Origin of the sequence: Bradyrhizobium sp., assembly GCF_030654605.1 — a bacterium.
Lineage (GTDB): Bacteria > Pseudomonadota > Alphaproteobacteria > Rhizobiales > Xanthobacteraceae > Bradyrhizobium.
The window spans coordinates 1-24682 of the sequence record NZ_JAURXB010000069.1 but is presented as its reverse complement, the minus strand read 5'-3'; the positions used below and the strand labels follow the sequence as shown (position 1 = coordinate 24682).

Annotated in this window: 21 protein-coding genes, 1 tRNA gene and 1 pseudogene; 12 read left to right on the top strand and 11 right to left on the bottom strand. The window is 64.1% G+C overall.

Annotation, left to right across the window (positions count from 1 at the left end; translation table 11 throughout):
• The 3 genes from Q7U29_RS06830 to Q7U29_RS06820 all read right to left on the bottom strand — a co-directional run.
• The coding region (locus Q7U29_RS06830) for a carbohydrate ABC transporter permease (RefSeq protein ID WP_304739797.1) at positions 1–597 on the bottom strand (597 nt) is incomplete at its 3' end.
• Between the two features lie 128 nt (positions 598–725).
• Entirely contained in the window at positions 726–2045 is a 1320-nt protein-coding gene (locus Q7U29_RS06825) for an ABC transporter substrate-binding protein (RefSeq protein ID WP_304739795.1), read from the bottom strand.
• A gap of 34 nt (positions 2046–2079) precedes the next feature.
• Positions 2080–3144, bottom strand: a complete 1065-nt coding sequence (locus Q7U29_RS06820) for an ABC transporter ATP-binding protein (protein ID WP_304739793.1) — start codon at positions 3142–3144, stop codon at positions 2080–2082.
• A 182-nt stretch (positions 3145–3326) separates the two neighbouring features.
• On the opposite strand from Q7U29_RS06820, the gene Q7U29_RS06815 reads away from it, so the two are divergent.
• From Q7U29_RS06815 to Q7U29_RS06780, 8 genes are all read left to right on the top strand, one after another.
• Entirely contained in the window at positions 3327–4358 is a 1032-nt protein-coding gene (locus tag Q7U29_RS06815; protein WP_304739791.1) for a LacI family DNA-binding transcriptional regulator, read from the top strand.
• Positions 4359–4540: 182 nt separating this feature from the next.
• Positions 4541–6349 carry an IlvD/Edd family dehydratase gene (locus tag Q7U29_RS06810; RefSeq protein WP_304739789.1) on the top strand — a complete coding sequence of 603 codons (1809 nt, stop codon included), beginning with the start codon at positions 4541–4543 and terminating at the stop codon, positions 6347–6349.
• A gap of 160 nt (positions 6350–6509) precedes the next feature.
• On the top strand, positions 6510–7241 hold the full coding sequence (locus Q7U29_RS06805; RefSeq protein WP_304739787.1) for an SDR family oxidoreductase: 732 nt from the start codon (positions 6510–6512) through the stop codon (positions 7239–7241).
• A gap of 132 nt (positions 7242–7373) precedes the next feature.
• On the top strand, positions 7374–8120 hold the full coding sequence (locus Q7U29_RS06800) for an SDR family NAD(P)-dependent oxidoreductase (protein WP_304739785.1): 747 nt from the start codon (positions 7374–7376) through the stop codon (positions 8118–8120).
• A 103-nt stretch (positions 8121–8223) separates the two neighbouring features.
• Positions 8224–8616 (top strand): GFA family protein, encoded by a 393-nt coding sequence (locus Q7U29_RS06795; protein ID WP_304739783.1) that lies wholly within the window; start codon positions 8224–8226, stop codon positions 8614–8616.
• A 230-nt stretch (positions 8617–8846) separates the two neighbouring features.
• Entirely contained in the window at positions 8847–9533 is a 687-nt protein-coding gene (locus tag Q7U29_RS06790; RefSeq protein ID WP_304739781.1) for a site-2 protease family protein, read from the top strand.
• A gap of 38 nt (positions 9534–9571) precedes the next feature.
• Positions 9572–10006, top strand: a complete 435-nt coding sequence (locus Q7U29_RS06785; protein ID WP_304739779.1) for a hypothetical protein — start codon at positions 9572–9574, stop codon at positions 10004–10006.
• A 160-nt stretch (positions 10007–10166) separates the two neighbouring features.
• Positions 10167–11390 (top strand): ABC transporter substrate-binding protein, encoded by a 1224-nt coding sequence (locus Q7U29_RS06780; protein WP_304739778.1) that lies wholly within the window; start codon positions 10167–10169, stop codon positions 11388–11390.
• Between the two features lie 834 nt (positions 11391–12224).
• Here Q7U29_RS06780 and Q7U29_RS06775 read toward each other — a convergent pair.
• From Q7U29_RS06775 to Q7U29_RS06760, 4 genes and pseudogenes are all read right to left on the bottom strand, one after another.
• Positions 12225–13019, bottom strand: a complete 795-nt coding sequence (locus Q7U29_RS06775) for an energy transducer TonB (protein WP_304739777.1) — start codon at positions 13017–13019, stop codon at positions 12225–12227.
• 18 nt (positions 13020–13037) lie between these two features.
• Positions 13038–13517, bottom strand: coding sequence for a TonB system transport protein ExbD (gene exbD / locus Q7U29_RS06770; RefSeq protein WP_304739776.1), 480 nt, complete (start codon positions 13515–13517; stop codon positions 13038–13040).
• A 3-nt stretch (positions 13518–13520) separates the two neighbouring features.
• The gene (exbB, locus tag Q7U29_RS06765; RefSeq protein WP_304739774.1) at positions 13521–14474 is read right to left on the bottom strand and encodes a tonB-system energizer ExbB; all 954 of its coding nucleotides are present in this window, start codon (positions 14472–14474) and stop codon (positions 13521–13523) included.
• Positions 14471–14638: pseudogene (locus tag Q7U29_RS06760) on the bottom strand (PKHD-type hydroxylase); the annotation flags it as partial. The pseudogene Q7U29_RS06760 and the gene exbB, both read right to left, overlap by 4 nt.
• Before the next feature lie 165 nt (positions 14639–14803).
• Here Q7U29_RS06760 and Q7U29_RS06755 point away from each other — a divergent pair.
• Entirely contained in the window at positions 14804–15361 is a 558-nt protein-coding gene (locus tag Q7U29_RS06755) for an invasion associated locus B family protein (RefSeq protein WP_304739799.1), read from the top strand.
• A 48-nt stretch (positions 15362–15409) separates the two neighbouring features.
• Here Q7U29_RS06755 and Q7U29_RS06750 read toward each other — a convergent pair whose 3' ends face one another.
• Complete coding sequence (locus Q7U29_RS06750; protein WP_304739772.1) at positions 15410–17698, bottom strand: arylsulfatase; 2289 nt, start codon at positions 17696–17698, stop codon at positions 15410–15412.
• A 126-nt stretch (positions 17699–17824) separates the two neighbouring features.
• Here Q7U29_RS06750 and Q7U29_RS06745 point away from each other — a divergent pair, with 126 nt between their 5' ends.
• On the top strand, positions 17825–18517 hold the full coding sequence (locus Q7U29_RS06745; protein WP_304739770.1) for a TetR/AcrR family transcriptional regulator: 693 nt from the start codon (positions 17825–17827) through the stop codon (positions 18515–18517).
• Here the strand turns inward: Q7U29_RS06745 and Q7U29_RS06740 are convergent.
• A complete protein-coding gene (locus Q7U29_RS06740) occupies positions 18497–19234 on the bottom strand; it encodes a spermidine synthase (RefSeq protein ID WP_304739768.1) in 738 nt (245 codons plus the stop codon). The two genes, Q7U29_RS06745 and Q7U29_RS06740, sit on opposite strands and share 21 nt — an antisense overlap.
• Before the next feature lie 192 nt (positions 19235–19426).
• Between Q7U29_RS06740 and Q7U29_RS06735 the strand changes: the two genes are divergently transcribed.
• Positions 19427–19500, top strand: a tRNA-Gln gene (locus Q7U29_RS06735).
• A 542-nt stretch (positions 19501–20042) separates the two neighbouring features.
• Here Q7U29_RS06735 and Q7U29_RS06730 read toward each other — a convergent pair.
• Positions 20043–21032 carry an ABC transporter substrate-binding protein gene (locus Q7U29_RS06730; RefSeq protein WP_304739766.1) on the bottom strand — a complete coding sequence of 330 codons (990 nt, stop codon included), beginning with the start codon at positions 21030–21032 and terminating at the stop codon, positions 20043–20045.
• 24 nt (positions 21033–21056) lie between these two features.
• Positions 21057–22316, bottom strand: coding sequence for an MFS transporter (locus Q7U29_RS06725; protein WP_304739764.1), 1260 nt, complete (start codon positions 22314–22316; stop codon positions 21057–21059).
• A 450-nt stretch (positions 22317–22766) separates the two neighbouring features.
• On the opposite strand from Q7U29_RS06725, the gene Q7U29_RS06720 reads away from it, so the two are divergent.
• Complete coding sequence (locus Q7U29_RS06720) at positions 22767–24533, top strand: ATP-binding protein (protein ID WP_304739762.1); 1767 nt, start codon at positions 22767–22769, stop codon at positions 24531–24533.
• Positions 24534–24682: the final 149 nt, after the last annotated feature.

The following is a 24682-nucleotide window of genomic DNA, read 5'->3' as shown; positions in this document are numbered from 1 at the left end:
GGCCAGCAGCGTGATCGCGACGAACGGCACGCCGCGCCAGATATTGGCGAAGATCACGCAGGCCCGCGCCCAGTAGACGTCGCCGAGGAAATTGATGTTCTCGGTGATCAATCCCATCTCCTTCAGCGACCAGGAGATGATCGAGAACTGCGAATCGAAGATCCACCAGAACGCCAGCGCCGACAGCACGGTCGGCACGATGAACGGGATCAGCACCAGCGCGCGCAGCATCGCCTTGAACGGCATGTTCTCGTTCAGCAGCAGCGCGAGATAGAGACCGATGCCGAATTTGATGGCGCTCGCGACGAAGGTGTAGAGAAGCGTATTGAACACCGACAGCCAGAAGATCGAATCGTCCCAGAGCCATTCGTAATTCTCAAGTCCGACGAACGCGCCGGGGCGGCCGATCCGCGCATCCGTGAACGAGATCCAGATCCCGAGCCCCAGCGGATAGGCCAGGAAGAAGATCAGGAACGCCATCGCCGGAAGCATGAACCAGAGGGCGATGAAGTTGCGATTGGATTTGACCTGCTGCCAAGCGGTCGCATCGCGGATCGGCGGCCTGGCGGCCCGGGGTTGCACTGCGATGTCAGCCATTAACGGAATCCCGCATTAAAATCGGCAAACGCGCCGTCTCCACTCGCATGAACGCAAGGACGCCAGTACTGACGTCGTGTCGTGGTCGGCGGGCGGGCGGCAATTGCTTGCCGCCCGCCCGGGTAGCCTTAGCGATAGATGCGCTTCAACTGGCGCTCGGCGATCGCGATCGAACCGGCGGCGGTCTCGCGGCCGGTGCAGTAGTTGGCGAACATGTCGACCACCAGGAAGTCGGCGATCGCGGTCGCCGCCTTCTCGCCCGGCGTGCCTATGCCGGAAGCGGGAAGCGTACGCTTGCTGGCCTGGCTGAACACCTGGTTCTTCGGGTCCGCGGTCCAGACCGGCGAGTTGTCATAGGAGTTGAGCGTGTGGGTGAGATAACCGCGCGCGCCGGTCAACCACTTGTCGTAGTTTTCCTTCTCCAGCATGAAGGCGACGAACGCCTTCGCCGCATTCGGATACTTGGTGAAGTTGAATGCGAGGATCGGAACGCAGAGCTGCAGTTCGGTCGGCTTGCCGATCGGCCCGACCGGATACAGCGCGTGATAGGTGTCCGCAGTGAGTTCCTTCTTGGTCGGATCGTCTTTCGCCGCGACGTAGATCGAAATGCCGTTGGCGGTGCAATAGAGTTCGCCCGACAGGAAGGCCTTGTTGTTGGAGCCATCGTTCCACGACGCGGTGCCGGGAATGAAAGTGTCGGTAAGCGCCTTGGTGTATTCCAGCGCCTTCACGGTCTCCGGCGAATTGATCACGACTTTGTTGTTCTTGTCGACCGTGTAGGCGCCGTGGCCCCACAGCATCCAGTGCAGCCAGCCGTTGGCATCGCCCGAGGCGTGGCCGAGCGCCAAGCCGGCCGGCGTGTTGTTCTTCTTCAGCGCCTTGCACAGTTCGAGGAAGCCCGGGAAGTCCTTCGGGAATTCCTTGAAGCCGGCCTTTTCCATCGCCGATTTGCGATAGGTCATGTAACCGCCGATGGTGGCGACGGGAATGCCGAGCCAGTCGTTGCCCTGCTTGCAGGTGGCAGCGGCCGCGTCGGTCCAGCCGCCATACTTCTTGCCGAGATAGTCGGCGACGTCGTTCATCTTCAGCACTTTGGTCGGAAACAGCTGCGGCAGCGTGTGCAGGCCCCAGGCCAGGTCGAGACCCTGCCCGGTGTTGGCGGCGACCGACGCCTTCGGCTGCACGTCCTCGAAGGACTCGCTGAACACGTTCATTTCGGTGCCGGTGGCGGTCTTGAAGGCCGCGACCATGGCGTTGAAGGCGTCGTCCTCGGCGGGCACGAACCGTTTCCAGCGCATCACGGTGAGCTTGGCGCCCTTCTCCGCCTTCCAGGGCGATGCCTGCGCCCAGGCCTTGGCGAAGTCGAGCAGAGCCGGCCCGGTCAGTGCGCCGGTTGCAGCAAGTGCGGTGCCGCCCTGAAGCAGGCTACGGCGGGTAAAGTTATGCATAGTCGATCCTCCCTTTTGGATTTGATTATGTTTTTTAGTTCAGTCGCTTCCCGGTGGTCTCGTCGAACAGATGCACGAGCGCCGGATCCGGTTTCAGCCGGATCTTGTCGCCCGGATTGAATTGATGACGCTCGCGGAACACGGCGACGACCTGCTCGCCGCCGAGCTTGGCGAACACCTGGGTTTCCGAGCCGGTCGGCTCGACCACCACGATCTCGGCCTCCACGCCGTCGTCGGCGATGGTGAAATGCTCGGGCCGGACGCCGTACACCGCGGGCCGGCCTTCGGAATTGGCGGGCGCCGAGGCCAGCGGCAGCTTGACGCCGTTCGGTCCCTCGAACGAGGCGGAGCCGTTCGACTTCACCTTGCCTTTGAGGAAGTTCATCGCCGGCGAGCCGATGAAGCCCGCCACGAACTGGTTGTCCGGCTTGTCGTAGAGTTCGAGCGGGGTGCCCATCTGCTCGACGACGCCGTCATGCATCACCACGATCTTGTCGGCCATGGTCATGGCCTCGATCTGGTCGTGGGTGACGTAGACGGTCGTGGTCTTCAGCCGCTGGTGCAGTTCCTTGATCTCGGTGCGCATCGCCACGCGCAGCTTGGCGTCGAGATTGGACAACGGCTCGTCGAACAGGAAGACCTGGGGATCGCGCACGATGGCGCGTCCCATCGCGACGCGCTGGCGCTGGCCGCCGGACAACTGCCGGGGATAGCGATCGAGCAGCGGCGTCAACGCCAGGATTTCGGCGGCGCGCCTGACGCCGGTGGAGATCTCTTCCGCGCTGGCACCGCGCAGTTTCAGGGAAAATCCCATATTGTCGGCGACCGTCATGTGCGGATAGAGCGCATAATTCTGGAACACCATCGCGATGTCGCGCTCTTTGGGCTGCACATTGTTGACGACCTTGTCGCCGATCGAAATCGTGCCGGAGGTGATGTTTTCGAGTCCGGCAAGCATCCGCAGCAAGGTCGACTTGCCGCAGCCGGAGGGACCGACCAGCACCACGAAGGCGCCGTCCTCGATCGGAATCGATACGCCGTGCAGGACCTCAAAGCCCCCAAACGACTTGCGCACGTCGCGAATCTGCACCGACGACATAAATTTCCCTCCACGTTTCACGGCACCGTACGGCGAAGCCGTCGCTGCTCTGTTTCTCAACCCCGTCGTTCCGAAGTTGAACTTGTTCGGGCATTGTCCGCAATTCGACAATCATTAGCAATCCGGTGGTAGCGCTGTCAATGTTTGTTCAACTGCCGGAATTGTTGTGATATGACCGCTTCATGGAACGGAAACGAGCGAAGTCTGGCGAAATCCGGCTCACGGAAGTCGCCAAATTGGCGGGGGTGAGCCCCATCACCGCATCGCGTTTTTTTCGAAAGCCGGAAGCGCTGTCGCCAAGCAAACGTGAACGGGTGGCGAGTGCGGCGAAAGAACTGGGCTATGTTCCGAACCTGGCGGCGCGCGCGCTGGCCTCGCAGCGCACCGAGGTGATCGGCGTCCTGATTCCCTCGCTCACCAACAACGTGTTCTCCGACGTGCTGCGCGGCATCTACGATGCCTCGGAGGGCAGCCGCTACAGCATCCAGCTCGCCAACACGCGCTACTCGATCCTGCAGGAAGAGCAGCTGCTGCGCCTGTTCCAGGCCCAGAAGCCGGCCGGACTGATCGTGACCGGCATCGATCAGACCGCGGAATCCCGCGCGGTGATGGAGGCGATGAATTGCCCGATCGCCCAGATCATGGAAGTCGGCCCCGACCCGGTCGACATGATGGTGGGGTTTTCGCACTATGACGCCGCATTTGCTGCAGTTTCCCACCTGATCCCGCAAGGCTATCAGCGCATCGGGTTTGTCGGCGCGCAAATGGATCCGCGGGTGCAGCGGCGGTTCGGGGGCTACCGCGATGCCATGAAGGCCGCCTCGCTGTTCGATCCGCGCCTGATCGTGACGACCCCGGTACCGACCTCCATCACGCTCGGCGGGTCGCTGCTGGCCGACCTGTTGTCGAAAGCCCCCGATACCGACGCGGTGTTCTGCGGCAACGACGACCTTGCGCTCGGCGTGCTGTTCGAATGCCAGCGCCGGCATTTGTCCGTGCCTGAGGATATGGCGATTGTCGGCTTCAATGATCTGGAGTTCATGGCTTCCGCCGTCCCTCCTTTGACCAGCGTGCGCACCAACCGCTACGAAATGGGCCGCAGCGCCGTCACCATGGTGCTGGCGGCGATCGACGGTAATCGCCCACCGGAACCGGTCGTCGACCTCGGTTTCCAGCTCATGGTCCGCGAAAGCTCGTCGCCGCGGCGCGCCTGATCGCTCCAGCCACCGATCAAATCATCGTAGCAAAAAATGGTAGCGCTACCTTTTGCGCGGGGCTATTACTTGGATCACCAGACCAGCGACCCGGGATCAGCCCGGGTTTGCGGAACACGCATTTCGCGCGTTAGGCTCACGCGACAAGAAGTGCCAAAGAAGTTGAATGCGGGGAAACAACAATGAACAAGCCGCTTACCGGCGTCACCAGGCGCAAGCTTCGCTCCAGCGAATGGTTCAACAACCCGCATAATCCGGGGATGACCGCGCTCTATCTCGAGCGCTATCTCAATTACGGCCTGACCCGGCACGAGCTGCAATCCGGCAAGCCGATCATCGGCATCGCGCAGACCGGCAACGATCTGTCGCCGTGCAACCGGCATCATCTGGAACTGGCGCACCGGGTCCGCGAGGGCATCCGCGCCGCCGGCGGCATCGCGATGGAATTCCCGGTGCATCCGATCCAGGAAACCGGCAAGCGCCCGACCGCCGCCCTGGACCGCAATCTCGCCTATCTCGGGCTGGTCGAACTGCTGTTCGGCTACCCGCTCGACGGCGTGGTGCTGACCACCGGCTGCGACAAGACCACCCCCGCCTGCCTGATGGCGGCGGCCACCGTCAACATGCCGGCGATCGTGCTGTCGGGCGGCCCGATGCTGAACGGCTGGCACAAGGGCCTGCGCACCGGCTCCGGCACCGTGGTCTGGAAGGCCCGCGAGGAGCTGGCCGCAGGCGATATCGACTACGAGGAGTTCATGAACATCGTGGCCTCGTCGGCGCCGTCGGTCGGCCACTGCAACACCATGGGCACCGCCACCACCATGAACTCGCTGGCCGAAGCTTTGGGCATGTCGCTGCCGGGCTGCGCGGCGATCCCCGCCCCCTACCGCGAGCGCGGCCAGATCGCCTACGAGACCGGCGTGCGGATCGTCGGCATGGTCTGGGAAGACCTGAAGCCGTCCGACATCCTGACCCGCAAGGCGTTCGAAAACTGCATCGTGGTCAATTCGGCGATCGGCGGTTCGACCAACGCGCCGATCCATATCAATGCGCTGGCCCGCCATATCGGCGTCGAGCTCTCGATCGACGACTGGCAGAAACACGGCCATGACGTGCCGCTGCTGGTCAACATGCAGCCGGCCGGCTTCTATCTCGGCGAGGAATATCACCGCGCCGGCGGCGTGCCCTCGGTGGTGCGCGAATTGATGGCGCACAAGCGCATCCATGAAGATGCGCTGACCGTCAACGGCCACACCATGGGCGACAATTGCCGCGAGGCCCCGAAACCCGACGGCGACGTGATCTGGAGCTACGACAAGCCGCTGGTGAAGGACGCCGGCTTCCTGGTGTTGCGCGGCAATCTGTTCGATTCCGCGATCATGAAGACCAGCGTGATCTCGAAGGAATTCCGCGACCGCTATCTGATCAACCCGAAGGATCTCAACGCCTTCGAGGGCCGCGCCATCGTGTTCGAGGGCCCGGAGGATTATCACCACCGCATCGACGACGCCTCGCTCGAGATCGACGAGCACTGCATCCTGTTCGTGCGCGGCACCGGCCCGATCGGCTATCCCGGCGGCGCCGAGGTGGTGAACATGCAGCCGCCGGCAGCATTGATCAAACGCGGCATCCTGTCCCTGCCCTGCATCGGCGATGGCCGGCAGTCCGGCACCTCGGGCTCGCCCTCGATCCTCAACGCCACGCCGGAAGCCGCCGCCAATGGCGGGCTGGCGATCCTGAAGACCGGCGACAGGGTCCGCATCGACCTCAACAAGGGCAGCGCCAACATCCTGATCTCCGACGAGGAGGTGAAGTCGCGCCACGCCAAATTGAAGGCCGATGGCGGCTTCAAATACCCCGCCAACCAGACGCCGTGGCAGGAACTCTATCGCAACACGGTCGGCCAGCAATCCACCGGCGCCTGCATGGAGCTCGCCACCCGCTACCACGACATCGCCGGCACCATCGGCACGGCGCGGGATAATCATTAGCTTCGTCGTCCCTGCGAACGCAGGGACCCATAGCCACCGGCCTCGAAGATGAAAAAGGCCTCCAACAACACTGCCCAAACGAGACGCCGCGGCGTATGGGTCCCCGCATTCGCGGGGACGACTCGTTGAAGGCGCAGAGAAAACCGCCACGGGAGAAAAAATGTCAGACCGCCTGAAGGGAAAGCGCGCCGTTGTCACCGCAGCGGCCGCGGGCATCGGACGCGCCTGCGCCATCGCATTCGCGCGCGAGGGCGCCACGGTGATCGCCACCGACATCGATGAAAAGGGCCTCGCCACGCTGGCGAAGGAAGGCATTGCCGAGGCCACACGGCTCGACGTCCGCAATACTTCCGACGTCAACGCGTTTGCAAAACGCGTCGGCAGGATCGACGTCCTGCTCAATGCCGCCGGCTTCGTGCATCACGGAACCATCCTCGACTGCTCGGACGAAGACTGGGATTTTTCGTTCGACCTCAACGTCAAGTCGATGCACCGGACCATCAAGGCGTTCCTGCCCGCGATGATCGCGGGCGGCGGCGGCAGCATCGTCAACATCTCGTCCTGCGCGGCGCTGCGGCCGCCGGCCAACCGCTATGTCTACAGTGCATCCAAGGCCGCGGTCTCGCTGCTGACGCGCGCGGTGGCGTCCGACTTCATCACCCAGGGCATCCGCTGCAACAGCATCTGCCCCGGCACGGTGGAAACGCCCTCGATGCTGCAACGCGCCGCCGCGGCCGGCCCGGACGGCCGTGAAAAATTCGTCGCCCGCCAGAAGATGGGCAGGCTCGGCACCGCGGAAGAAATCGGCGCCACGGCGGTCTATCTCGCCGGCGACGAAAGCGCGTTCACCACCGGCGTCGACCTCGTCGTCGACGGCGGCTACATGCTGTGACGAAAACCTCATCCTGAGGAGCGGCTCCTTGGCCGCGTCTCGAAGGATGAGAGAGCCGGGCTTTCATGGTTCGAGACGCGCGCAAGGGCGCGCTCCTCACCATGAGGATCAAACAATGAAGGGGTTTCCACCATGAACAAGATCGATCTCAACGGCCGCACTGCCGTGGTCACCGGCGGCGCACAGGGTTTTGGCCGCGCCATCACCGAACGCTTCGTCGCCTCCGGCGCCAAGGTCGCGATCTGGGATCATGACCTGCCGTTCGCCGAAAAGACCGCGAAGGAAATCGGCGCTGATGTCATCGCGATCGAGGTCGACGTGTCCGATCTCGCCGCGGTCGAAAAGGCGCGCGACGCCACGCTGGCCGCCTTCGGCAAGATCGACATCCTCGTCAACAATGCCGGCATCGCCGGCATCAACAAGACGGTGTGGGACACCGACCTCGATGAATGGCGCAAGGTGCTGCGCATCAATCTCGACGGCCCCTTCATCTGCTGCAAGGCGATCGCGCCTGCCATGATCGAGCAAGGTTATGGCCGCATCGTCAACATCGCCTCGATCGCCGGCAAGGAAGGCAACCCCAACGCCGCGCACTATTCGGCTTCCAAGGCCGGCCTGATCGCCCTGACGAAATCGCTCGGCAAGGAACTGGCGCAGCACGACATCCTGGTCAACGCGGTGACGCCGGCGGCGGCCAAAACCGCGATCTTCGACCAGATGACGCAGCAGCATATCGACTTCATGCTGTCGAAGATTCCGAAGGGACGCTTCGTGCTGGTGGAAGAACTGGCGGCGATGGTGGCGTGGCTGGCATCGGAAGATTGCGCCTTCTCCACCGGCGCGGTGTTCGACATTTCCGGCGGCCGGGCGACGTATTGAAGATCCGACCCACAAATCCATCAACGTCATTGCGAGCCAACGGGTCGCGCGAATGCGCGCCCCGTTGGCTCGCAATGACGGCAGAACCAGTAGCGAGATCACCATGACACACGAAGGCGGATGCCTGTGCGGCGCGGTCAGGTTCCGGTGCGAGGGCGAGCCGCTCAACGTCCGGATCTGCCACTGCCGCAACTGCCAGAAGGCGATGGGCTCGCCGTTCTATGCGCGCGCGCTGTTTGCGCAAGGCGCGCTGTCGGTGACAGGCGAGACCGCGCGCTATGCCTCGTCGGAAGCGATCGACCGGGTATTCTGCAAGGTTTGCGGCACGCGGCTGTTTTCCGCGCGCCGCAACGGCACGGCGGCGGGCGTGGCACTCGCGACGTTCGACGACCGCAACGCCTTTGCGCCGACCGCGCACATCTGGGTTTCGGAGAAGATGGACTGGGTGAAGCTCGACGACGGGTTGCCGCAATATCAGGCGACCGTGCCGCAATAATCCCACGACTGGTCGTCCCTGCCTAGTGCGCAATTGCGCACGGGGCGCAGGGACCCATACGCCGCGGCTTCTCATTTTAGAAACGGCTATTTGACGACTTTCGCGTAACCATGCAGGACGGTGGTTATGGGTTCCTGCGTTCGCAGGGACGACAGGATGGGACATAACGCCCCCACCCCTCCCTAAATCCGTGATAACCTGACATCACCCGGCGCTCGACAGGACATCCATTGTTTTCAAACATCTCGCTTTACGACATCTCGGTCTGGGTCCTGCCGCTGATCATCGCCATCACCTTTCACGAGGCCGCGCACGCCTTTGCCGCGCGCCGGCTCGGCGACAACACCGCGTACGACCTCGGCCGCGTCAGCTTCAATCCCTTCAAGCACATCGATCCCTTCGGCACGGTGCTGCTGCCGGGGCTCCTGCTGCTGTCCCACGCCCCGTTCCTGTTCGGCTATGCCAGGCCGGTGCCGGTGAATTTCCGCAACCTGCGCAACCCCCGGCTCGGCATGGTCTGGGTGGCGCTGGCCGGCCCCGCCGTCAACATCGCGCTGGCCCTGCTGGCGGCGCTGGCGTTCCATGCCCTGCCTCTGGCGCCCGCCGATTATGCGAAATGGGTTGCCGACAACCTCAAAAACGCGCTGATCATCAATGTGCTGCTGGCGGTCTTCAATATGCTGCCGATCCCGCCGCTCGACGGCGGCCGGGTCGCCGTGGGGCTGCTGCCGAACTTCCTGGCCTACCCGTTGTCCCGGCTGGAACCCTGGGGCATGCTGATTTTGATCGGGATTCTGATCGTCCTGCCGCTCGCCGGTTCCCAGTTCGGTCTAAATCTTGATGTTATTTCGGCGCTAGTGCGGACATCGACCGGCTATGTGATCCGTTTACTTCTCGTATTGACCGGCAATGTGTAGTCTAAGCCCGATAGATGCCGACGAGGCCTGAGGCCAATTTGATTAAAGCTGCGGATATGCTGATCGCGCGACGTGCCGACACCAGGGCGCGTGCGGACTTTGCGACCTGGAAGATGCTGGCCAAGTTGAACGGCACCTCTTCCCTGCCCGCGGAAGCCCAGAGCTTCCTGGCCGGCTATAAAACCCTGCTCGAGAAGATGGCGGAACCCGAGGCCTCGGAGGCCACCATCCACCTGATTTACCGCAGCTACTACGGCGAAATGGGCGGCGCCGGTGCTGCGCCCGACGTCAAGGCCCAGTTGAACGGGCAAGGCCACGCCCCGGGCGCGGACAACGTCACCGCCTTCAAGCGGCCGGCGCCGAAGCCGGCCAAAACTGCCGGCGGTCCACCGGCCAAGCCCCGGCTTCCCGTAGCGCTGATTTTCATCTGCCTCATCATCGTCTATGCCAGCGTGCGCTATTTCTGGCGCTGACACGGCAGGTTGACGGCGCAATTCTCCGCGACACGAAATATTCGCGAAGCACGCGCGGCGCTGTTTTCGCACGCCGCTATGCGGCCGGCGAAATGCGCGCCATAATGCGCGCTCGCGCTGATCATCTCGCGTGAATTTCAAAACATCCTTTGGAGGAATAATGAAGAAACGATCGATGGCCGCCCTGGTGCTGACCACGAGCCTGGTGTTGTCAGGAAGCGCGTTCGCGCAAGCCAAGCTCGACAAGGTCGTCAAGGTCGGCAGCCTCGGCGATCAGTCCGGCCTCTACGCCGATATCGGCGGTCCCGGCTCGTCGGCCGCGGCGCAGATGGCGATCGAGGATTCCGGGCTGCTGGCCAAGGGCTGGAAGATCGACCTGATCTCGGCCGACCACCAGAACAAGCCCGACGTCGGCGTCAACATCGGCAAGCAGTGGATCGATGTCGACAAGGTCGACGTGTTCGTCGATCTCGCCAGCTCCGGCGTCGGCCTCGCCATCTCCAACCTCGCCAAGGACAAGAACGTCGTCAACCTGAACTCCGGTTCGGCCTCGTCGGATCTCACCGGCGCGCAGTGTTCGCCGAACACGGTTCACTGGGTCTACGACACCTGGATGCTCGCCAACGGAACCGGCAAGGCGCTGGTGAAATCCGGCGGCGACAGCTGGTTCTTCCTGACTGCGGATTACGCGTTCGGGCATGCGCTGGAGCGCGATACCGCGGCGGTGGTCACCGCCAACGGCGGCAAGGTGCTCGGCACCGTCCGGCATCCGCTCAACAACGCCGACTTCTCCTCCTTCCTGCTGCAGGCGCAGAGCACCAAGGCCAAGATCATCGGTCTCGCCAATGCCGGCGGCGACACCACCAACTCGATCAAGCAGGCGGCGGAATTCGGCATCGTCGCCGGCGGCCAGAAGCTCGCGGGCATGCTGCTGTTCATCACCGACGTTCACGCGCTGGGCCTCAAGGTCGCGCAGGGCCTGAACTTCACCGAGACGTTCTACTGGGACGCCAACGACAAGACGCGCGCCTTCACCAAGCGCTTCAACGAAAAATACAAGAAGGGGCCGCCGACCATGGTGCAGGCCGGCGTCTATTCCTCGCTGATCCATTATTTCAAGGCGCTGGAAGCGCTCGGCGGCAATCCGCATGACGGCCGCGCCGTGGTCGCCAAGATGAAGGAAATGCCGACCGACGACGACCTGTTCGGCAAGGGCTCGATCCGCGCCGACGGCCGCAAGATCCACCCGGCCTATCTGTTCGAAGTCAAGAAGCCCTCGGAATCGAAAGCGCCGTGGGACTACTACAAGCTGGTCGCCACCATCCCGGCCGAGGAAGCGTTCATTCCGCTGGACAAGAGCGTCTGTCCGCTGGTGAAGAAGTAAGCTGACGCTGCTGCCTGACGCTGTAACGACGATGCCCGGCGAGTGATCGCCGGGCATTTTTGTTTGGACACACAATTTTTTTGATGAACGAGCCGGCGCAAAAACACCGATTTGTCGAACAGATTCAACAAATCGACCCGACGGGCAAATCACTTCGGTTTACCAGAATTTTGAGTCAACCCCCTGCTGAAAAAATATTCTGATTTTCAGCATCCGCAAATCAGTCTATATCTCTCCGCATCCCGTCCCACTCAGAGGGGCGTTTCGCGGACGTCACGAACGCGGGGCGGGTTGCGGTGGACGCGGCGGCGCGCGAGACGGGCGAGCTGGCGGCGTACGGAAAAAACGTGTGGTCCCGACACCCCAAGGGCTGGTGTCAAGTTCCAGGGAAACTGGTTTCCCCGGGGGCGACGGTGGCAAAAGCGCAGGGCTCACCGAGGAGAGCACGATATAATCCGTAAAGCCACTGCGCAGGGAAAGTCGGATGTTTCCGCTGGACCTGTATGCTCGTGTGCCGCCTACCTCTACCCTATTGCACACGAGACCGCGGGTGCAGCGCGCATCCGGCTTTCCCTGCGCCCTCTTCTTGTTTCGAGGGCGGCAACCGATAGCAAACCTCGGGCGCATGGCGCTGCGAGAATGCGGAATTGTGTTTGCCAATACACCCACAACCGTCATCACCCGCGCAGGCGGGTGATCCAGTATTCCAGAGACAGCAGTCATGGAGTCGATGGGCCGCGACGTACTGGATCCCCGCCTGCGCGGGGATGACAACCATGATGGAGCGGCGCAGCGCGCGCAGCGGTTTGCCGGCAGCTCGCCCCACCCTGCCCGTCAGCTCTTGCCCTTGACCCGGAAATTCACTGGCAGGGTAAAGTTCAGGCCTTCGTCGGCGACCAGCGGCGGCGGCATCGGCACCGGGTCGGCGCGCTTGAGCATCGCGAGGGCTGCTTCGTCGAAGGCGGTGTCGCCGGAGCCCTTGACGATGGTGGCCGAGAGCACCCGGCCCATGCGGTCGAGCGCGAACGAGACCGTGATCTCGGCGCTCTTCTGCGCGCGCTGCGCCGGATAGCGCTTGTGCTTGTCGAGATGGGCGACCAGCTGCTTCTGCCAGGTCGCGCGCATCCGCCGCGCGGTCTCGCCGCTGCCGAGCGCGGGCGCCACCGAACGCGGTCCCTCCGGGATCGCTTCGGAGCTCGGCGTCGCCGTTGCTTCGGAGGCGACCGACTCGGTGGACGCCTGGGTCTGCACCGCAGCAACCTTGGTATCCTCTTCTTTCGGCTTGTTCGATTCGTTCGGCGTCACCAGTCGGTCAGCCTCGTCGGGCTCGGTCGGGATGTCCTTCGGCAGCTCGGTCTCCTTGACCTCGGCCTGCTGCTCGGCCAGCGCCGGCGACGCCACCGACGCATCGGCGTCCGGTCCCGGCGGCAGGTCGGTGACCTCGCGGCGCACCGAAGCGAATTCGATGCCGACCTCGATCGCATGGGCGCCGAGCGCGTCGTCGGATTCCGCTTCCCGCAAATGCGCGATCGCCAGCGCGCCGCAGCCGAGATGCAGCGCGACCGCGACCGCTGCGGCGAAGACCCACAGCCGTCTCGAGGGCTTTGCTTCGGTTTCGAGGTCGGACATCTCGACGTCGTCCCCGCGTCAGGGTTTCGGGTTGCCGGGAGCAGCGTTGTCGGGAGCAGCGGCGCCGCCGGGAACGCCCTCCAGCGCCACCAGCTTGATCCTGGAATAGCCGCCGGCGCGCAGCAATTCCAGCACGTCCATCAGCTCGCCATAGGGCACTGCGCGATCGGCGCGCAGGAAGATGAAACGATCCTTGCCCGCATCCGCCATCGCATCGAGCGAACGCACCAGATCGACCCGCTTGACCACGGTCTCGCCGATCGCCACCGCGAGGTCGGGCTTGATGCTGACGTAAGTCGGCTTGTCCGGCTTCTTCTGCGGCGTCGCGGTCGAGGTCGGCAGATCGATCGGCAGGTCGACGGTCGACAGCGGCGCCGCCACCATGAAGATGATCAACAGGACCAGGATGACGTCGATGAAGGGCGTGACGTTGATCTCGTGGCTTTCCGCGAAATCATTGTCGTCATCGAGGTCGGAATCGGAAAGCGAGACAGCCATCGGCTACTCCGCCGCGCGCGAGTGGCGGGCGCCGGGAGAACTGACATGGGTGCGGTCGAGATCGCGCGACAACAGCCGTGCCGAGGCGCCAGAGGCCCGGCTGACCAGTTCGAGGTAGCCTTTGGTGACGCGTGCGAAGTGATTGTAGATGATCACGGCCGGGATCGCCGCGACCAGGCCCAGCGCGGTGGCGAGCAGCGCCTCGGCGATGCCGGGGGCGACCACCGCGAGGTTGGTGGTCTGCGATTTCGAGATGCCGATGAAACTGTTCATGATGCCCCAGACGGTGCCGAACAGCCCGACGAACGGCGATGTGGCGCCGATGGTGGCGAGCAGTCCCATCCCGAGCCGGATCCGGCGGGCTTCAGCGCGCACGATCTCGGCGAAACTGGACGCCGCCCGCTCCTTGATGCCGGCGTCGCTGGAAATTCCAGCCGACAACCGTGCCTCGCGCATGGCAGCCGCCAGCAGCAACGGCAGCACGCCTTCCTTGGCGCCGAGCGCGAACTGCGCTTCGGCCAGCGACCGCGCTTCGCCGATCTTGCCGAGCGCCCTGCGCAGCCGGCGCCGGGCCAGCGACATCTCGATCATCTTGGCGATGAAGATGGTCCAGGTGACGAGCGAGGCGAAAGCCAGCCCGATCATGACGGCCTTGACCAGCACATCCGCCGATTGGAACATCGACCACGGCGACATATCGGGCACCGCGGCAATCGGCTTCAGCAATTTGCTCTCGGCGGGAATGACGTCGGCCGCGGGCGCGGTTGGCACGGACGAAACGGCCGCGGCGGGCGTCGGTGCCTGCGCGGCGGGCGCGGCCTGCGCCGGAGCGACCGGCGCTTGCGACAGCGGAGCCGAAGGCGCCGCCTTCTGCTGCGCCTGAGACAACGACGGCAACAACGCCATCGCCAGTGCGAAGGTCACGACCCATGCGGCTCGAGAGGAGAACATCTTCATACTTCAGCCCAGTGGCGAATAAGATTGTGAAAGATACCGGTTAATTTGACCGTTTCAGGGTCATCTCGCCCCAGTCGTTCGACGGGGCCCTGGGTCGCGGTGCCGAGATCGGGGCCGCGGGCGTGAGCATTCCGTACCATGCCCTGCAGTCCAAAAAAAGACGCGGGGCCCCATGCAGTTTAGAATGAGCCTACATTGCCGGTGACTGCGAAACGTCCCACGGCATCTGGACGCCGCGATCGATCGAGCGCCGCAGCAGTCGAGCGGCTTGACTTTGAGCCCCCGACAGCACATCCGAATGTATTCCTTCCGGAGCCCATTCAGTGAAAATGTCCATCAAGACTGCGATCTGCATCGCCATTCTGGCCGCCGGATCAATCGGGGTCAGCCACGCGCAGCAGGCCCAAAAGTCGAAGGCTGCACCGGCGGCGACACAAGCGACACCGGCCGCGCCCCAGGCGGAGCCGGCCCCTGCTGCACAGCCGGGCTGGAACGCGCGATGCACCAGCGCCAGCCGCGCCGCGCCGCTCGAATGCGCGATGGAGCAGACCGCGGTGCTCAGCAAGACCGGGCAATTGATCGTCCTCGTCAACATCCGCGTGCCCGCCGACACCAAGGCGCCGGTCGCGCTGGTGCAACTGCCGCTCGGGCTTCATTTGCCGGGCGGCGCGAAACTTCACGTCGATGACGGCAAGGCGACCGACCTGCAGATCCAGACCTGCGAAAACCGCGGCTGCTACGCCGGCTCCGCGATCGCGCCGGACCTGCTCGCCGCGCTCAGATCAGGCAAGCAGCTGAAGGTCTCGTTCCAGAACCTCGGCAAGGAAAACATCACCATCCCGATCCCGCTGACCGATTTCGCCGCGGCATACGACCGGATCAAGTAGGCCAGTCATTCCGGGGCGATGCGAAGCATCGAACCCGGAATGACGACCTCACTGGCGCGCCATTTCGGCGGCGCCGATGCCGTCGCCGTCGAGCTTCTGGTCATTGTGCATGGCGACCGTCACCCGCAGCAGTTGGCCGGTGAATTCGAACGGCGCCTCGTAATGCGACACCGGGCTGGAGCGGTCGCGGCCGATGTCGAGGCCGGACCACGAGATGAAGTTATGGAATCCCTGCTGCGTCTGCAGCGAGCCCACGGGCTCGCCATCGATCAACAGCGTGTAGGCGCTGACCCCGGTGCGCGAACCCTTGGCCGGTGGAGCTTCCCGCACCAGGCGCTCGACATGGACGCCGAGCCGATGCGAGCCCGACGGCACCTCGCGGTTCGAACGGACGATCTCGTGCCCTCCCCCGATATTGAGGTCATGAACCAGAAAACCGTCCTTGATGTAGAGGCTGTAGCCCGAGGTGGCGTCGCCATGCGCGATCAGCACGCCCTCGGCGCCGGCGGCGCCGATCTCGACATGCGCCTCGATGGTGTAGCTGCGGCTGCGCACGTCGGGGGCGACGTCGGTCGGCACATGCCCCATGCCGGCGTGAAACACGAAATTGTTGCGCGCCCCCTGGAAGCGCGCGGCGTTCTCGGCAAAGCGCGCCGCGAAGCGGTCGTCGAGCGGCAGCACATTGTGCTTCTCCGCCTCGCTCCACCACAACTTGATCATTTCCGCCAGCCGCTCGGGCTGCTTCGCCGCGAGGTCCTCCACCTCGGAAAAATCGCCGTCGAGGTGAAACAGCTCCCATTTGTCGTTCTCGAACGGCGTGCCCGGCGGATGAAAGGAGACCGCCTTCCAGCCGCCGTGCCAGAGGCCGCGATGCCCGAACATCTCGAAATATTGCGATGATGATTTCGACGGCGCCGATGCGTCCGCAATCGAGCGCGCAAAACTCTCGCCCTCGATCGGCATTTGCGCAACTCCGCCGATGACCGGCGGCGCGGTGATCCCGATCAGGTCGAGCAAGGTCGGCACCAGATCGCTGGCGTGCACGAACTGATGTCGCAACTCACCCCTTGCAGCGATGCGTCCGGGCCACGACATGATGAAGGGATCGCGGATGCCGCCGCCATGGGTGTTCTGCTTGTAGCGGCGCAGCGGCGTATTGGACGCCATCGCCCAGCCATGCGGAAAATTGTTGTGCGAGTCCGGCCCGCCGATGTCGTCAATTTTTCTTACTTTCTCCACGATCGGTTCGGGGCGGAAGTTGTAGGGCCCCATCGCATTGACAAAACCGAACGGCCCGCCTTCCTGGCTCGCGCCATTGTCGGACAGTACCAGGATCAGCGTGTTGTCGCGAATTCCGGCGGTGTCGAGGAACCCGATCAGCCGCGCCAGATGCCGGTCGGCATGATCGAGCATGCCGGCAAATGCCGATTGCAGCCGCGTGAACAGGCGTCGCTCATCCGCGCTGTGCTCATCCCACGCCTTCACGCCGTCATTGCGCGCGGGCATTCGCGTTCCCTGCGGCACGATCCCCATCGCCATCTGCCGCGCCATCCGCTGCTCGCGCTCCGTGTCCCAGCCGTGCGCGAAAGTCGCGTCATAGCCCTTGATGATATCGATGGGCGCCTGATGCGGCGCGTGACAGGCGCCGAGCGCGACCCAGGTCAGCCACGGCAGATCGGGCCGGTCGGCGATATGATCGGCGATGAAGCGGATCGACTGGTCGACCAGATCCGAGGTCAGGTGATAGCCGTCGGCGTAGCTGCCGGGCGGATCGATGTGGGTGTTGTCGGAGACCAGCTCCGGCGCGAACTGATCGGTCTCGGCGTCGAGGAAGCCGTAGAAGCGGTCGAAACCGCGGCCCAGCGGCCAGCCGTCGAACGGCCCGGTGGCGCCGCTTTCGGTCAGCGGCGTGACATGCCATTTGCCCACCATGTAGTTGCGATAGGCGTGCGTCCTCAGCATTTCCGCCAGCGTCCCCGCCTCGCGCGCGATCTTGCCGCGATAGCCAGGGTAGCCGGAGTCGAAGTTGGCGAGGCAGCCGACGCCGACGGAATGGTGGTTGCGTCCGGTCAGCAGGGCTGCTCGCGTGGTCGAGCACATCGCGGTGGTATGGAAGCCGGAGTAACGCAGGCCTTCGGATGCAAGCTGGTCGATGGTCGGCGTTCTGATCGGCGAGCCGTAGCAGCCGAAATCGGAAAAGCCGACGTCGTCGAACAGCACCACCAGGATATTGGGGGCGCCTTCCGGCGGTCTTGGCGCGGCCGGCCACCAGGGTTTCGAGCCCGCGATGGTCTTGCCGATCGCGCCGCCAAAGGACTTGTCGCTGCCTGCACTCATGCGTCTCTCCCTGTCGCCGCGACGGCGGTTGATCCGCCGTTCGCCCCTTGCGGCCATCGATACGATTGCCAAAAAGCATAATCCGAATTATGATTATGGATAATTCGGCCTGAGATGCAATATCCGATGCAGCCTGAAACGGCAGATTTCGACCTTCCCGGCGTCACGCCGTCGCGGCAGAAGCGCAGCCGCGAGACGACGGCGGCGCTGCTCAAGACGGGCGCGGAGATGCTGCGCACGCGCAGCCTCGCCGAACTGTCGATCGAGGCGCTGTGCACGAAAGTCGGCGTCACCGTCGGCGCCTTCTACAGCCGGTTCGAGAGCAAGGAAGCCTATTTCAATGCCCTGATCGAACTCGCCGCGCGCGACGGCGCGAGCGGGCTGTCGCGGCTGATCGAGAACGAACACACCGCCGGCGGCTCGCTGGCCGGGCTTTGCCGCCTCCTGGTCCATGGGCTGATCCGCTGGATGAGAAGCCATGAAGGCGTGTTGCGCGCAGCCCTCCAGCACGACGATACACGGCCGAGCCGGTGGACCCCGTTCAAGGGCCTGGCGCGCGCGGCCACGGGACATGCCACACCGCCCCTGCTCTGCATCATGGGCAAAGGGCGCGAGGCCGCCAAGACGCGGGCGATCGCCTTTGGTTTTCAGGTCGTGCTGGGAACGCTGGTCAACGCCATCCTCAACAATCCCGGACCGCTATCCATTCACGACGACGAGATGGAAGCGCGCCTCACCGGCTGCCTCCTGCTGCTGCTCGAGGCCGAGATGAAGGCGCCGCCGCGTCAGGCGCGCGGCTCACGGGGCCACACGAAGTAGACCCGCCTTGACACCGATATAGACGGTGTTGCTGGCGTCATGATCCCCGAACGAATTGTCGAAACTCACGACATGCGCGTCCGACGTTGCAAAGACCGCCGCAAGCGCCGCGCTGAACGCCGTATCCGGAGGGTCGTTCGACCACAGCGCGAACACGCCGCCGGGATTGAGATGATCGGCCAGGCTCTCGAGCCCCTCGCGGCCGTACAACGCAGCGTGGCGCGGATGCAGCAGGTTTCGCGGCGAGTGGTCGATGTCCACCAGCACCGCGTCGAAGCGGCGGCGCGACCTCTCGGGGTCGAAGCCCTCGGCCGATCCCGACATCGCAAAGAAGTCGCCATTGACCAGGCGGCAGCGCGGATCGCCGGTCAGCTGCCTGCCGAGCGGAAGCAGCCCCTGTTCGTGCCATTCGATGACTTCGGCCAACGCGTCGACCACGAGCAGCGATCGAACGGCCGGGCTTTCCAGCACGGCTTGCGCAGTGTAGCCGAGCCCGAGGCCGCCGACGACGACGTCGAGATTTCCGCGCGGCAGCGCCGCCAGGCCGAGCCGCGCCAGTTCGATCTCGGCGACGGTGAACCGGCTCGACATCAAATACTCGTCGCCGAGCTTGATCTCGTAGATGTCGGTTTCGGTGCCCGGCAGCCGGCGGCGGCGCAGGCTGAGCACGCCCATCGGCGTCGGCCGGAAATCCAGTTCTTCGAAATTCACGCTCATTCGCCACCGATCCTGACTGCGGCGCGGGTCACGCCTCGAAATGGCCGGCTTGGGCCCGGCCCCCCGCAACAAGCGCATCGCCGCGCGCTTGCCAAGGCCGGGACCTAGCGGGTAGAAGGACGCACGCTTCGGAGGGGTCGCCCCGATCCGTCGCCGGAACTGTCAGAATACACCTTAAGTATCTGAAGTTATTGGGGAATGGTGTAACGGTAGCACAACAGACTCTGACTCTGTTTGTCTAGGTTCGAATCCTAGTTCCCCAGCCAGACACCCAATTTCGCGCAATACGCACGGATCCACGCGATGGCGGTCACCGTCTTCCAGTCGGACTTCAGCGGCGCATCCAGCTGTCCAGGACGTCGGCGAGCAGCGCCGTTTGCAGCACGATCAGGACACCAAAGAGTGTCGCTCCGGCCAGCAGCACGAGCGCCACGCCATGATCGCGAGGATGCCGGCATTGCGCAGTTCGGCGCGCCGGTAAGCCGTGTGCCATGCCCGCGCCAGCGCCTCGAGCCGCCCGGCGGCGTCCGGCTTCGACTTTGACTCCTCGGCGACGAAGCCGGGAAACACGTCGAAGGTGCCCCGGGGAAGCGGCGTTGAGCCTCGAGACCCTCGAAATTATAATAGAGACGGATCAGCCGTGCATGGTCTCGCTGGTCGATCCCCACGGGCTGTGTCCGTAGCGGGTGAAGATGTCGTATCCTTGTAGCTCGTGATCTGTCGCCTTCGTTGTTTTGTTTTCGGAGGAGGAGCCGGAAGGCGTGGACGGCTCCGCCGGGTTGGTCATGTCATGGATATTTGCGCCAGGTTAGCCCCTCGGGTTTGTTTCTTTGTTCGACTTGAAGCCCGCTTCTCCGTCCCGACCCGCGCTATCTTGACGGCTCCGAGCACGCCGCCATGAGCCGGCGTGCGCCGCGGACGATCCTGCAGGCCAAAAAGAAACACCGAGCGTCCGCGTCAGATCGTCGAACAACTCGTCGACCGCAACGGCGCGGGGAATCAGTCCCTGCTGCGCGGCATAGCGAATGATCATCTCCAGCGAGCGGCGCATCTCGTCTGCGCTGAACTGCGGCACCGCGGCTGCCGGTGCACGCGTAGCGCTCTCGCGCAGCAGGCGGAACACTTCCCGCACCTCGTCAGGGTGACGATCGGCCAGCTGCTGGCTGACCACCACCATGTGGTTGATCGGCAGCACGCCGTATTTGGCGAACCAGGATTTTTCTTCCGCCGCGACGTCCGGAAACAACGGCTTCAGGCCCGGCTTCTCCACCTTCTCGCCGAGCACCGCATCGAGATCGCCGTCGAGCAGCATCTGGACAATCTGCTTGCCGGCGGGCGCGCGTTCCGTCCTGTCCACGTATTCCGCGACATGCGCGTCCTCGAACGTCACCCAGTTGATCGCATCGAGGTCGACGCCATGCTCATTGGCGAGAATGCCGCGCAGCCACGCGCCGGTCGTGGTGGTGAAGGAGCGAATGCCGACCCGCCTGCCCTCGAGATCGCGCGGTTTCAGGGTGCCGAGATCAGCCCGGTAGACCGCATGCGCATATTGATGCCGCGCCACCACCACATGCGGCAGCAGCACCATCGGCTTGCCGAAACTCCTCGCCATCAGATAGGTGACGATGGCCATTTCCGCGACGTCGAAGGCTCGCTCGCGCACCATCGGCTTGAAGCCCTTGTTGGTCGGCGAGTATTGCGCGAAGTCGAACGCGACGAGATCGGATATCAGCGATCCATCCTTCAGCGCTGATGTTCCGGGATGGTCGCCGAGCAGGGTACGCAGGCGCATGGTCATCGCAATCGCCCTCCGGTTCGCCGCCTACCTCGCATTGGCCGGCGCATTCACGTTCCACAGATCCGCGCGCCAGTGCAGCACGATCGCCAGCATCAGCGCCAGCCCCGCGGCGGCGTACAGCGAGGCGGTCGCGGCAAATCCGATTTCACCGATCAGGCTGCCGGCGGCCAGGAGGCCGAGCGGCAGGCTGTAGATCGCGAGCATGCGCACGCCCATCACGCGGCCGCGAAGATGCTCGCTCGCCGCGCGCATCAGGATGACGGCGACCGAGATCATGGCGAGGCTCTGCATGAAGCCCGCCAGCATCAGGCAGGCGATCGCGGCCGGCATGCTCTGCATTTGTGCAAACACCAGCAGGGTCGCGAACCACGCCATGGTGGAGCCGATCATCAGCCGCGCCACCCGGATGCCGCCGATCAGGCTGAGCGCAATGGAGCCGACCAGCGAGCCGAGCGCAAAGCTGGCCGCCAGATAGCCAAGCCCGGTCTGGTCGGTGCCGTAGATGTCGCGCGCGACATAGGGCAGCAAGCCGTTGGACAATGGATAGGCGGTGAGGTTGACGAGGAAGGCGACCCAGATCGCCGCCCGCATCCGCGGCGTGGTCCACACATAGGCGACGCCCTCCCTCAGGTCGCGCAGCGTCGAGCGCAGCGGCGCGCCGTCGATCGGTTCGCCGGCAGGATGCGGTTTCGAGGGTGCCACGACGCGCAGGCCGAGCAGGGTGGAGACGAGATAAAGGCCGACGATCGCGATATAGGCCGGCCCCATGCCGAGCGCTGCGAACAGGCCGGCGCCGCTCAGCGCACCGGCGAATTTCGCGGTGTCCATCGTGGTCCTGGAAATGCTGATCGCGCCGATCAACTGATCGTGCGGCATGATGGTGGCGACCAGCGCGCCGCGCACGCCGAGGTCCGAGGGCCGCACCAGGCCCATCACCGCCACGATGATGAGGACATAGACCGGATTCAAATGGCCCGTCAGCGCCAGCGTCATCAGGATGGCGGCCTGCGCCGCATAAAACGCCCGCATCATCGCGAGCAGGTCGCGGTGACCGATGCGGTCGCCGACCACGCCGAACACCGGGGCAATCAGGGTGCCGACAAAACTGAGCGACGCAAACACCGTCAGCAACAATACCGAGCCGGTTTCGACCAGCACATACCAGCCGAGAATCAGCGTCTCCATCTCGAACGCCCAGGAGGTGAGCAGATCGGCGGGCCACTGGAAGCGGTAGTTTCGGATACGGAAAGGTGCCAGCGCGGAAGACCGCGCGAACTCGCTCAAATCCCGGTGCCGCGGTTCATCGCGTTCCACCCTGCCTTGTTTCTTGTTAGTCCGGAAAAGCCGATTTCCCCGCGGCGGAAATCGCTCCCTGGAAGTTGGATGCAGGGTAGCGTTGCGGTCGCCTGTGTCAATCGCGCCTGACCTTGGCGGCCGGGCCTGCGGTCGCTGCACGCCGGGATCACCCGCCCGCGTCGGTGACGACCGTCGGGAGGTCTCGCCTCTTCCGGCCTTGGTAAAGCAGAGGTTAACAGGCCGGCGCCGCCGGAACCCATGGACGCACCGCAAAAACCGCGATTTTCCCGCCAAATCCGCCGCTGCAGGCTCGCGGTGCGGCTCAACTGGACGGAGCTGTGACCAGAATACCGCGGATTTAGCGGACCTCGGATTGTCAGCGCTTAACCGTTTCTCCAGCCCCGGCCTCCATAGTGAACCCCGGTCCAAATTCATGACATGCCAGGTTCAAGCACTGTGACATCCTTCGGACGTGTGATTTCGGTGCGCGGATCCCTCGCCCGGGTCGGCCTGCTGGCTGCGAGCCAACTCGGCCTCTCGGCGGTGCGGGCGACCGTCGGCCGCTTCGTCAGCATCCGCTGCGCCAATTCCACCATCGTCGCCATGATCACGGACGTGACCTGCGAGGACCTGCCCTCCTCCGATGCCTACATCGCCAGCGCCGGGGTCGACCTGCTCGGCGAGATCCTCGGCGGTCCGGAGCGGCCCAAATTCCAGCGCGGCGTCACCAACTATCCGACCATCGGCGATGCCGTCGAGCTGATCACCAATCAGGAGCTCCGCACGGTCTATGCCCCGACCGGATCGGATCAGATCAATGTCGGCACCCTGCAGCAGGATGCGTCCGTCATCGCCTATGTCGATGTCGAGGAAATGCTCTCCAAGCACTTCGCCGTGCTGGGTTCCACCGGCGTCGGCAAATCCAGCGGCGTGTCGCTGCTGCTGAACGAAATCCTCAAATCGCGGCCCAATTTGCGGGTGTTCCTGCTCGACGTCCACAACGAATATGGCCGCTGCTTCGGCGACCGCGCGATCGTGCTCAATCCACGTAACCTCAAGCTGCCGTTCTGGCTGTTCAATTTCGAAGAAATCGTCGACGTGCTGTTCGCCGGCCGTCCCGGCGTGCCCGAGGAGCTCGACATCCTCGCCGAGGTCATCCCGATGGCGAAGGGCATCTATACCCAGTACCAGAACTCCGACCGGCTCGGGCTGAAGCGCATCGATCCCAAGACGATCGGCTACACCGTCGATACCCCGGTGCCCTACCGGCTGGTCGACCTGATCTCGCTGATCGACGAGCGCATGGGCAAGCTGGAGAACCGCTCGTCGCGCATCATCTATCACAAGCTGATTTCGCGCATCGAAGCCGTGCGCAACGATCCGCGCTACGCCTTCATGTTCGACAACGCCAATGTCGGCGGCGACACCATGGCCGAAGTGATCAGCCATCTGTTCCGGCTGCCCGCCAATGGCCGGCCGATGACCATCATGCAGCTCGCCGGTTTTCCGGCCGAAGTCGTCGACAGCGTGGTGTCGGTGCTGTGCCGCATGGCGTTCGATTTCGGGCTGTGGAGCGACGGCGTCTCGCCGCTGCTGTTCGTCTGCGAAGAGGCCCATCGCTATGCTTCCGCCGACCGCAACATCGGTTTCGGCCCGACCCGCAAGGCGGTCAGCCGCATCGCCAAGGAAGGCCGCAAATACGGCGTCTATCTCGGCCTCGTCACGCAGCGCCCGGCTGAGCTCGACGCCACCATCATTTCCCAGTGCAACACCCTGTTCGCGATGCGGCTGGCCAACGACCGCGACCAGGCGCTGCTGCGCTCGGCGGTCTCGGACGCCGCCGCCAACCTGTTGTCGTTCGTGCCCTCGCTCGGCACCCGCGAAGTGCTGGCGTTCGGCGAAGGCGTCGCTTTGCCGACCCGCCTGCGCTTCAAGGAAGTGCCGGTCCACCAATTACCGCGCAGCGAAGCCACCATCTCGACGGTGCCCTCGGTCGCCGCCGGCCACGACATGCACTTCGTCGGCGCGGTGCTGGAACGCTGGCGCGGCGCCACCTCGCATCGCGACGTTCCCAACGATCCCGGCATCAACGAACGTCCCGCCGCCCGCTCCATCGAACCACGCATCATGGAAGCGCCGCTGCTGCAGCCGTCGATGGGACTCGATCCCGACCGGTTCTCGCTGCTGAAGAAGCCGCTGCGCTGAGGGCGAAGGCGATCCGATCCAACGATCGTCATCCCCGCGCAGGCGGGGATCCAGTATGCTGCGGCCTCTCGATTGCTGCCGTCTCTGGAATACTGGATCGCCCGCTTTCGCGGGCGACGACATCAATAGATATTTGCGGTTGACGACAA

Bases quoted from the DNA above. Each gene is read 5' to 3' on its own strand.
- Q7U29_RS06825 (WP_304739795.1), bottom strand. From the start codon at position 2,045: ATGCATAACTTTACCCGCCGTAGCCTGCTTCAGGGCGGCACCGCACTT.
- Q7U29_RS06820 (WP_304739793.1), bottom strand. From the start codon at position 3,144: ATGTCGTCGGTGCAGATTCGCGACGTGCGCAAGTCGTTTGGGGGCTTT.
- Q7U29_RS06815 (WP_304739791.1), top strand. From the start codon at position 3,327: ATGGAACGGAAACGAGCGAAGTCTGGCGAAATCCGGCTCACGGAAGTC.
- Q7U29_RS06810 (WP_304739789.1), top strand. From the start codon at position 4,541: ATGAACAAGCCGCTTACCGGCGTCACCAGGCGCAAGCTTCGCTCCAGC.
- Q7U29_RS06805 (WP_304739787.1), top strand. From the start codon at position 6,510: ATGTCAGACCGCCTGAAGGGAAAGCGCGCCGTTGTCACCGCAGCGGCC.
- Q7U29_RS06800 (WP_304739785.1), top strand. From the start codon at position 7,374: ATGAACAAGATCGATCTCAACGGCCGCACTGCCGTGGTCACCGGCGGC.
- Q7U29_RS06795 (WP_304739783.1), top strand. From the start codon at position 8,224: ATGACACACGAAGGCGGATGCCTGTGCGGCGCGGTCAGGTTCCGGTGC.
- Q7U29_RS06780 (WP_304739778.1), top strand. From the start codon at position 10,167: ATGAAGAAACGATCGATGGCCGCCCTGGTGCTGACCACGAGCCTGGTG.
- Q7U29_RS06775 (WP_304739777.1), bottom strand. From the start codon at position 13,019: ATGTCCGACCTCGAAACCGAAGCAAAGCCCTCGAGACGGCTGTGGGTC.
- exbD (WP_304739776.1), bottom strand. From the start codon at position 13,517: ATGGCTGTCTCGCTTTCCGATTCCGACCTCGATGACGACAATGATTTC.
- exbB (WP_304739774.1), bottom strand. From the start codon at position 14,474: ATGAAGATGTTCTCCTCTCGAGCCGCATGGGTCGTGACCTTCGCACTG.
- Q7U29_RS06755 (WP_304739799.1), top strand. From the start codon at position 14,804: ATGTCCATCAAGACTGCGATCTGCATCGCCATTCTGGCCGCCGGATCA.
- Q7U29_RS06750 (WP_304739772.1), bottom strand. From the start codon at position 17,698: ATGAGTGCAGGCAGCGACAAGTCCTTTGGCGGCGCGATCGGCAAGACC.
- Q7U29_RS06745 (WP_304739770.1), top strand. From the start codon at position 17,825: ATGCAGCCTGAAACGGCAGATTTCGACCTTCCCGGCGTCACGCCGTCG.
- Q7U29_RS06740 (WP_304739768.1), bottom strand. From the start codon at position 19,234: ATGAGCGTGAATTTCGAAGAACTGGATTTCCGGCCGACGCCGATGGGC.
- Q7U29_RS06730 (WP_304739766.1), bottom strand. From the start codon at position 21,032: ATGACCATGCGCCTGCGTACCCTGCTCGGCGACCATCCCGGAACATCA.
- Q7U29_RS06720 (WP_304739762.1), top strand. From the start codon at position 22,767: ATGCCAGGTTCAAGCACTGTGACATCCTTCGGACGTGTGATTTCGGTG.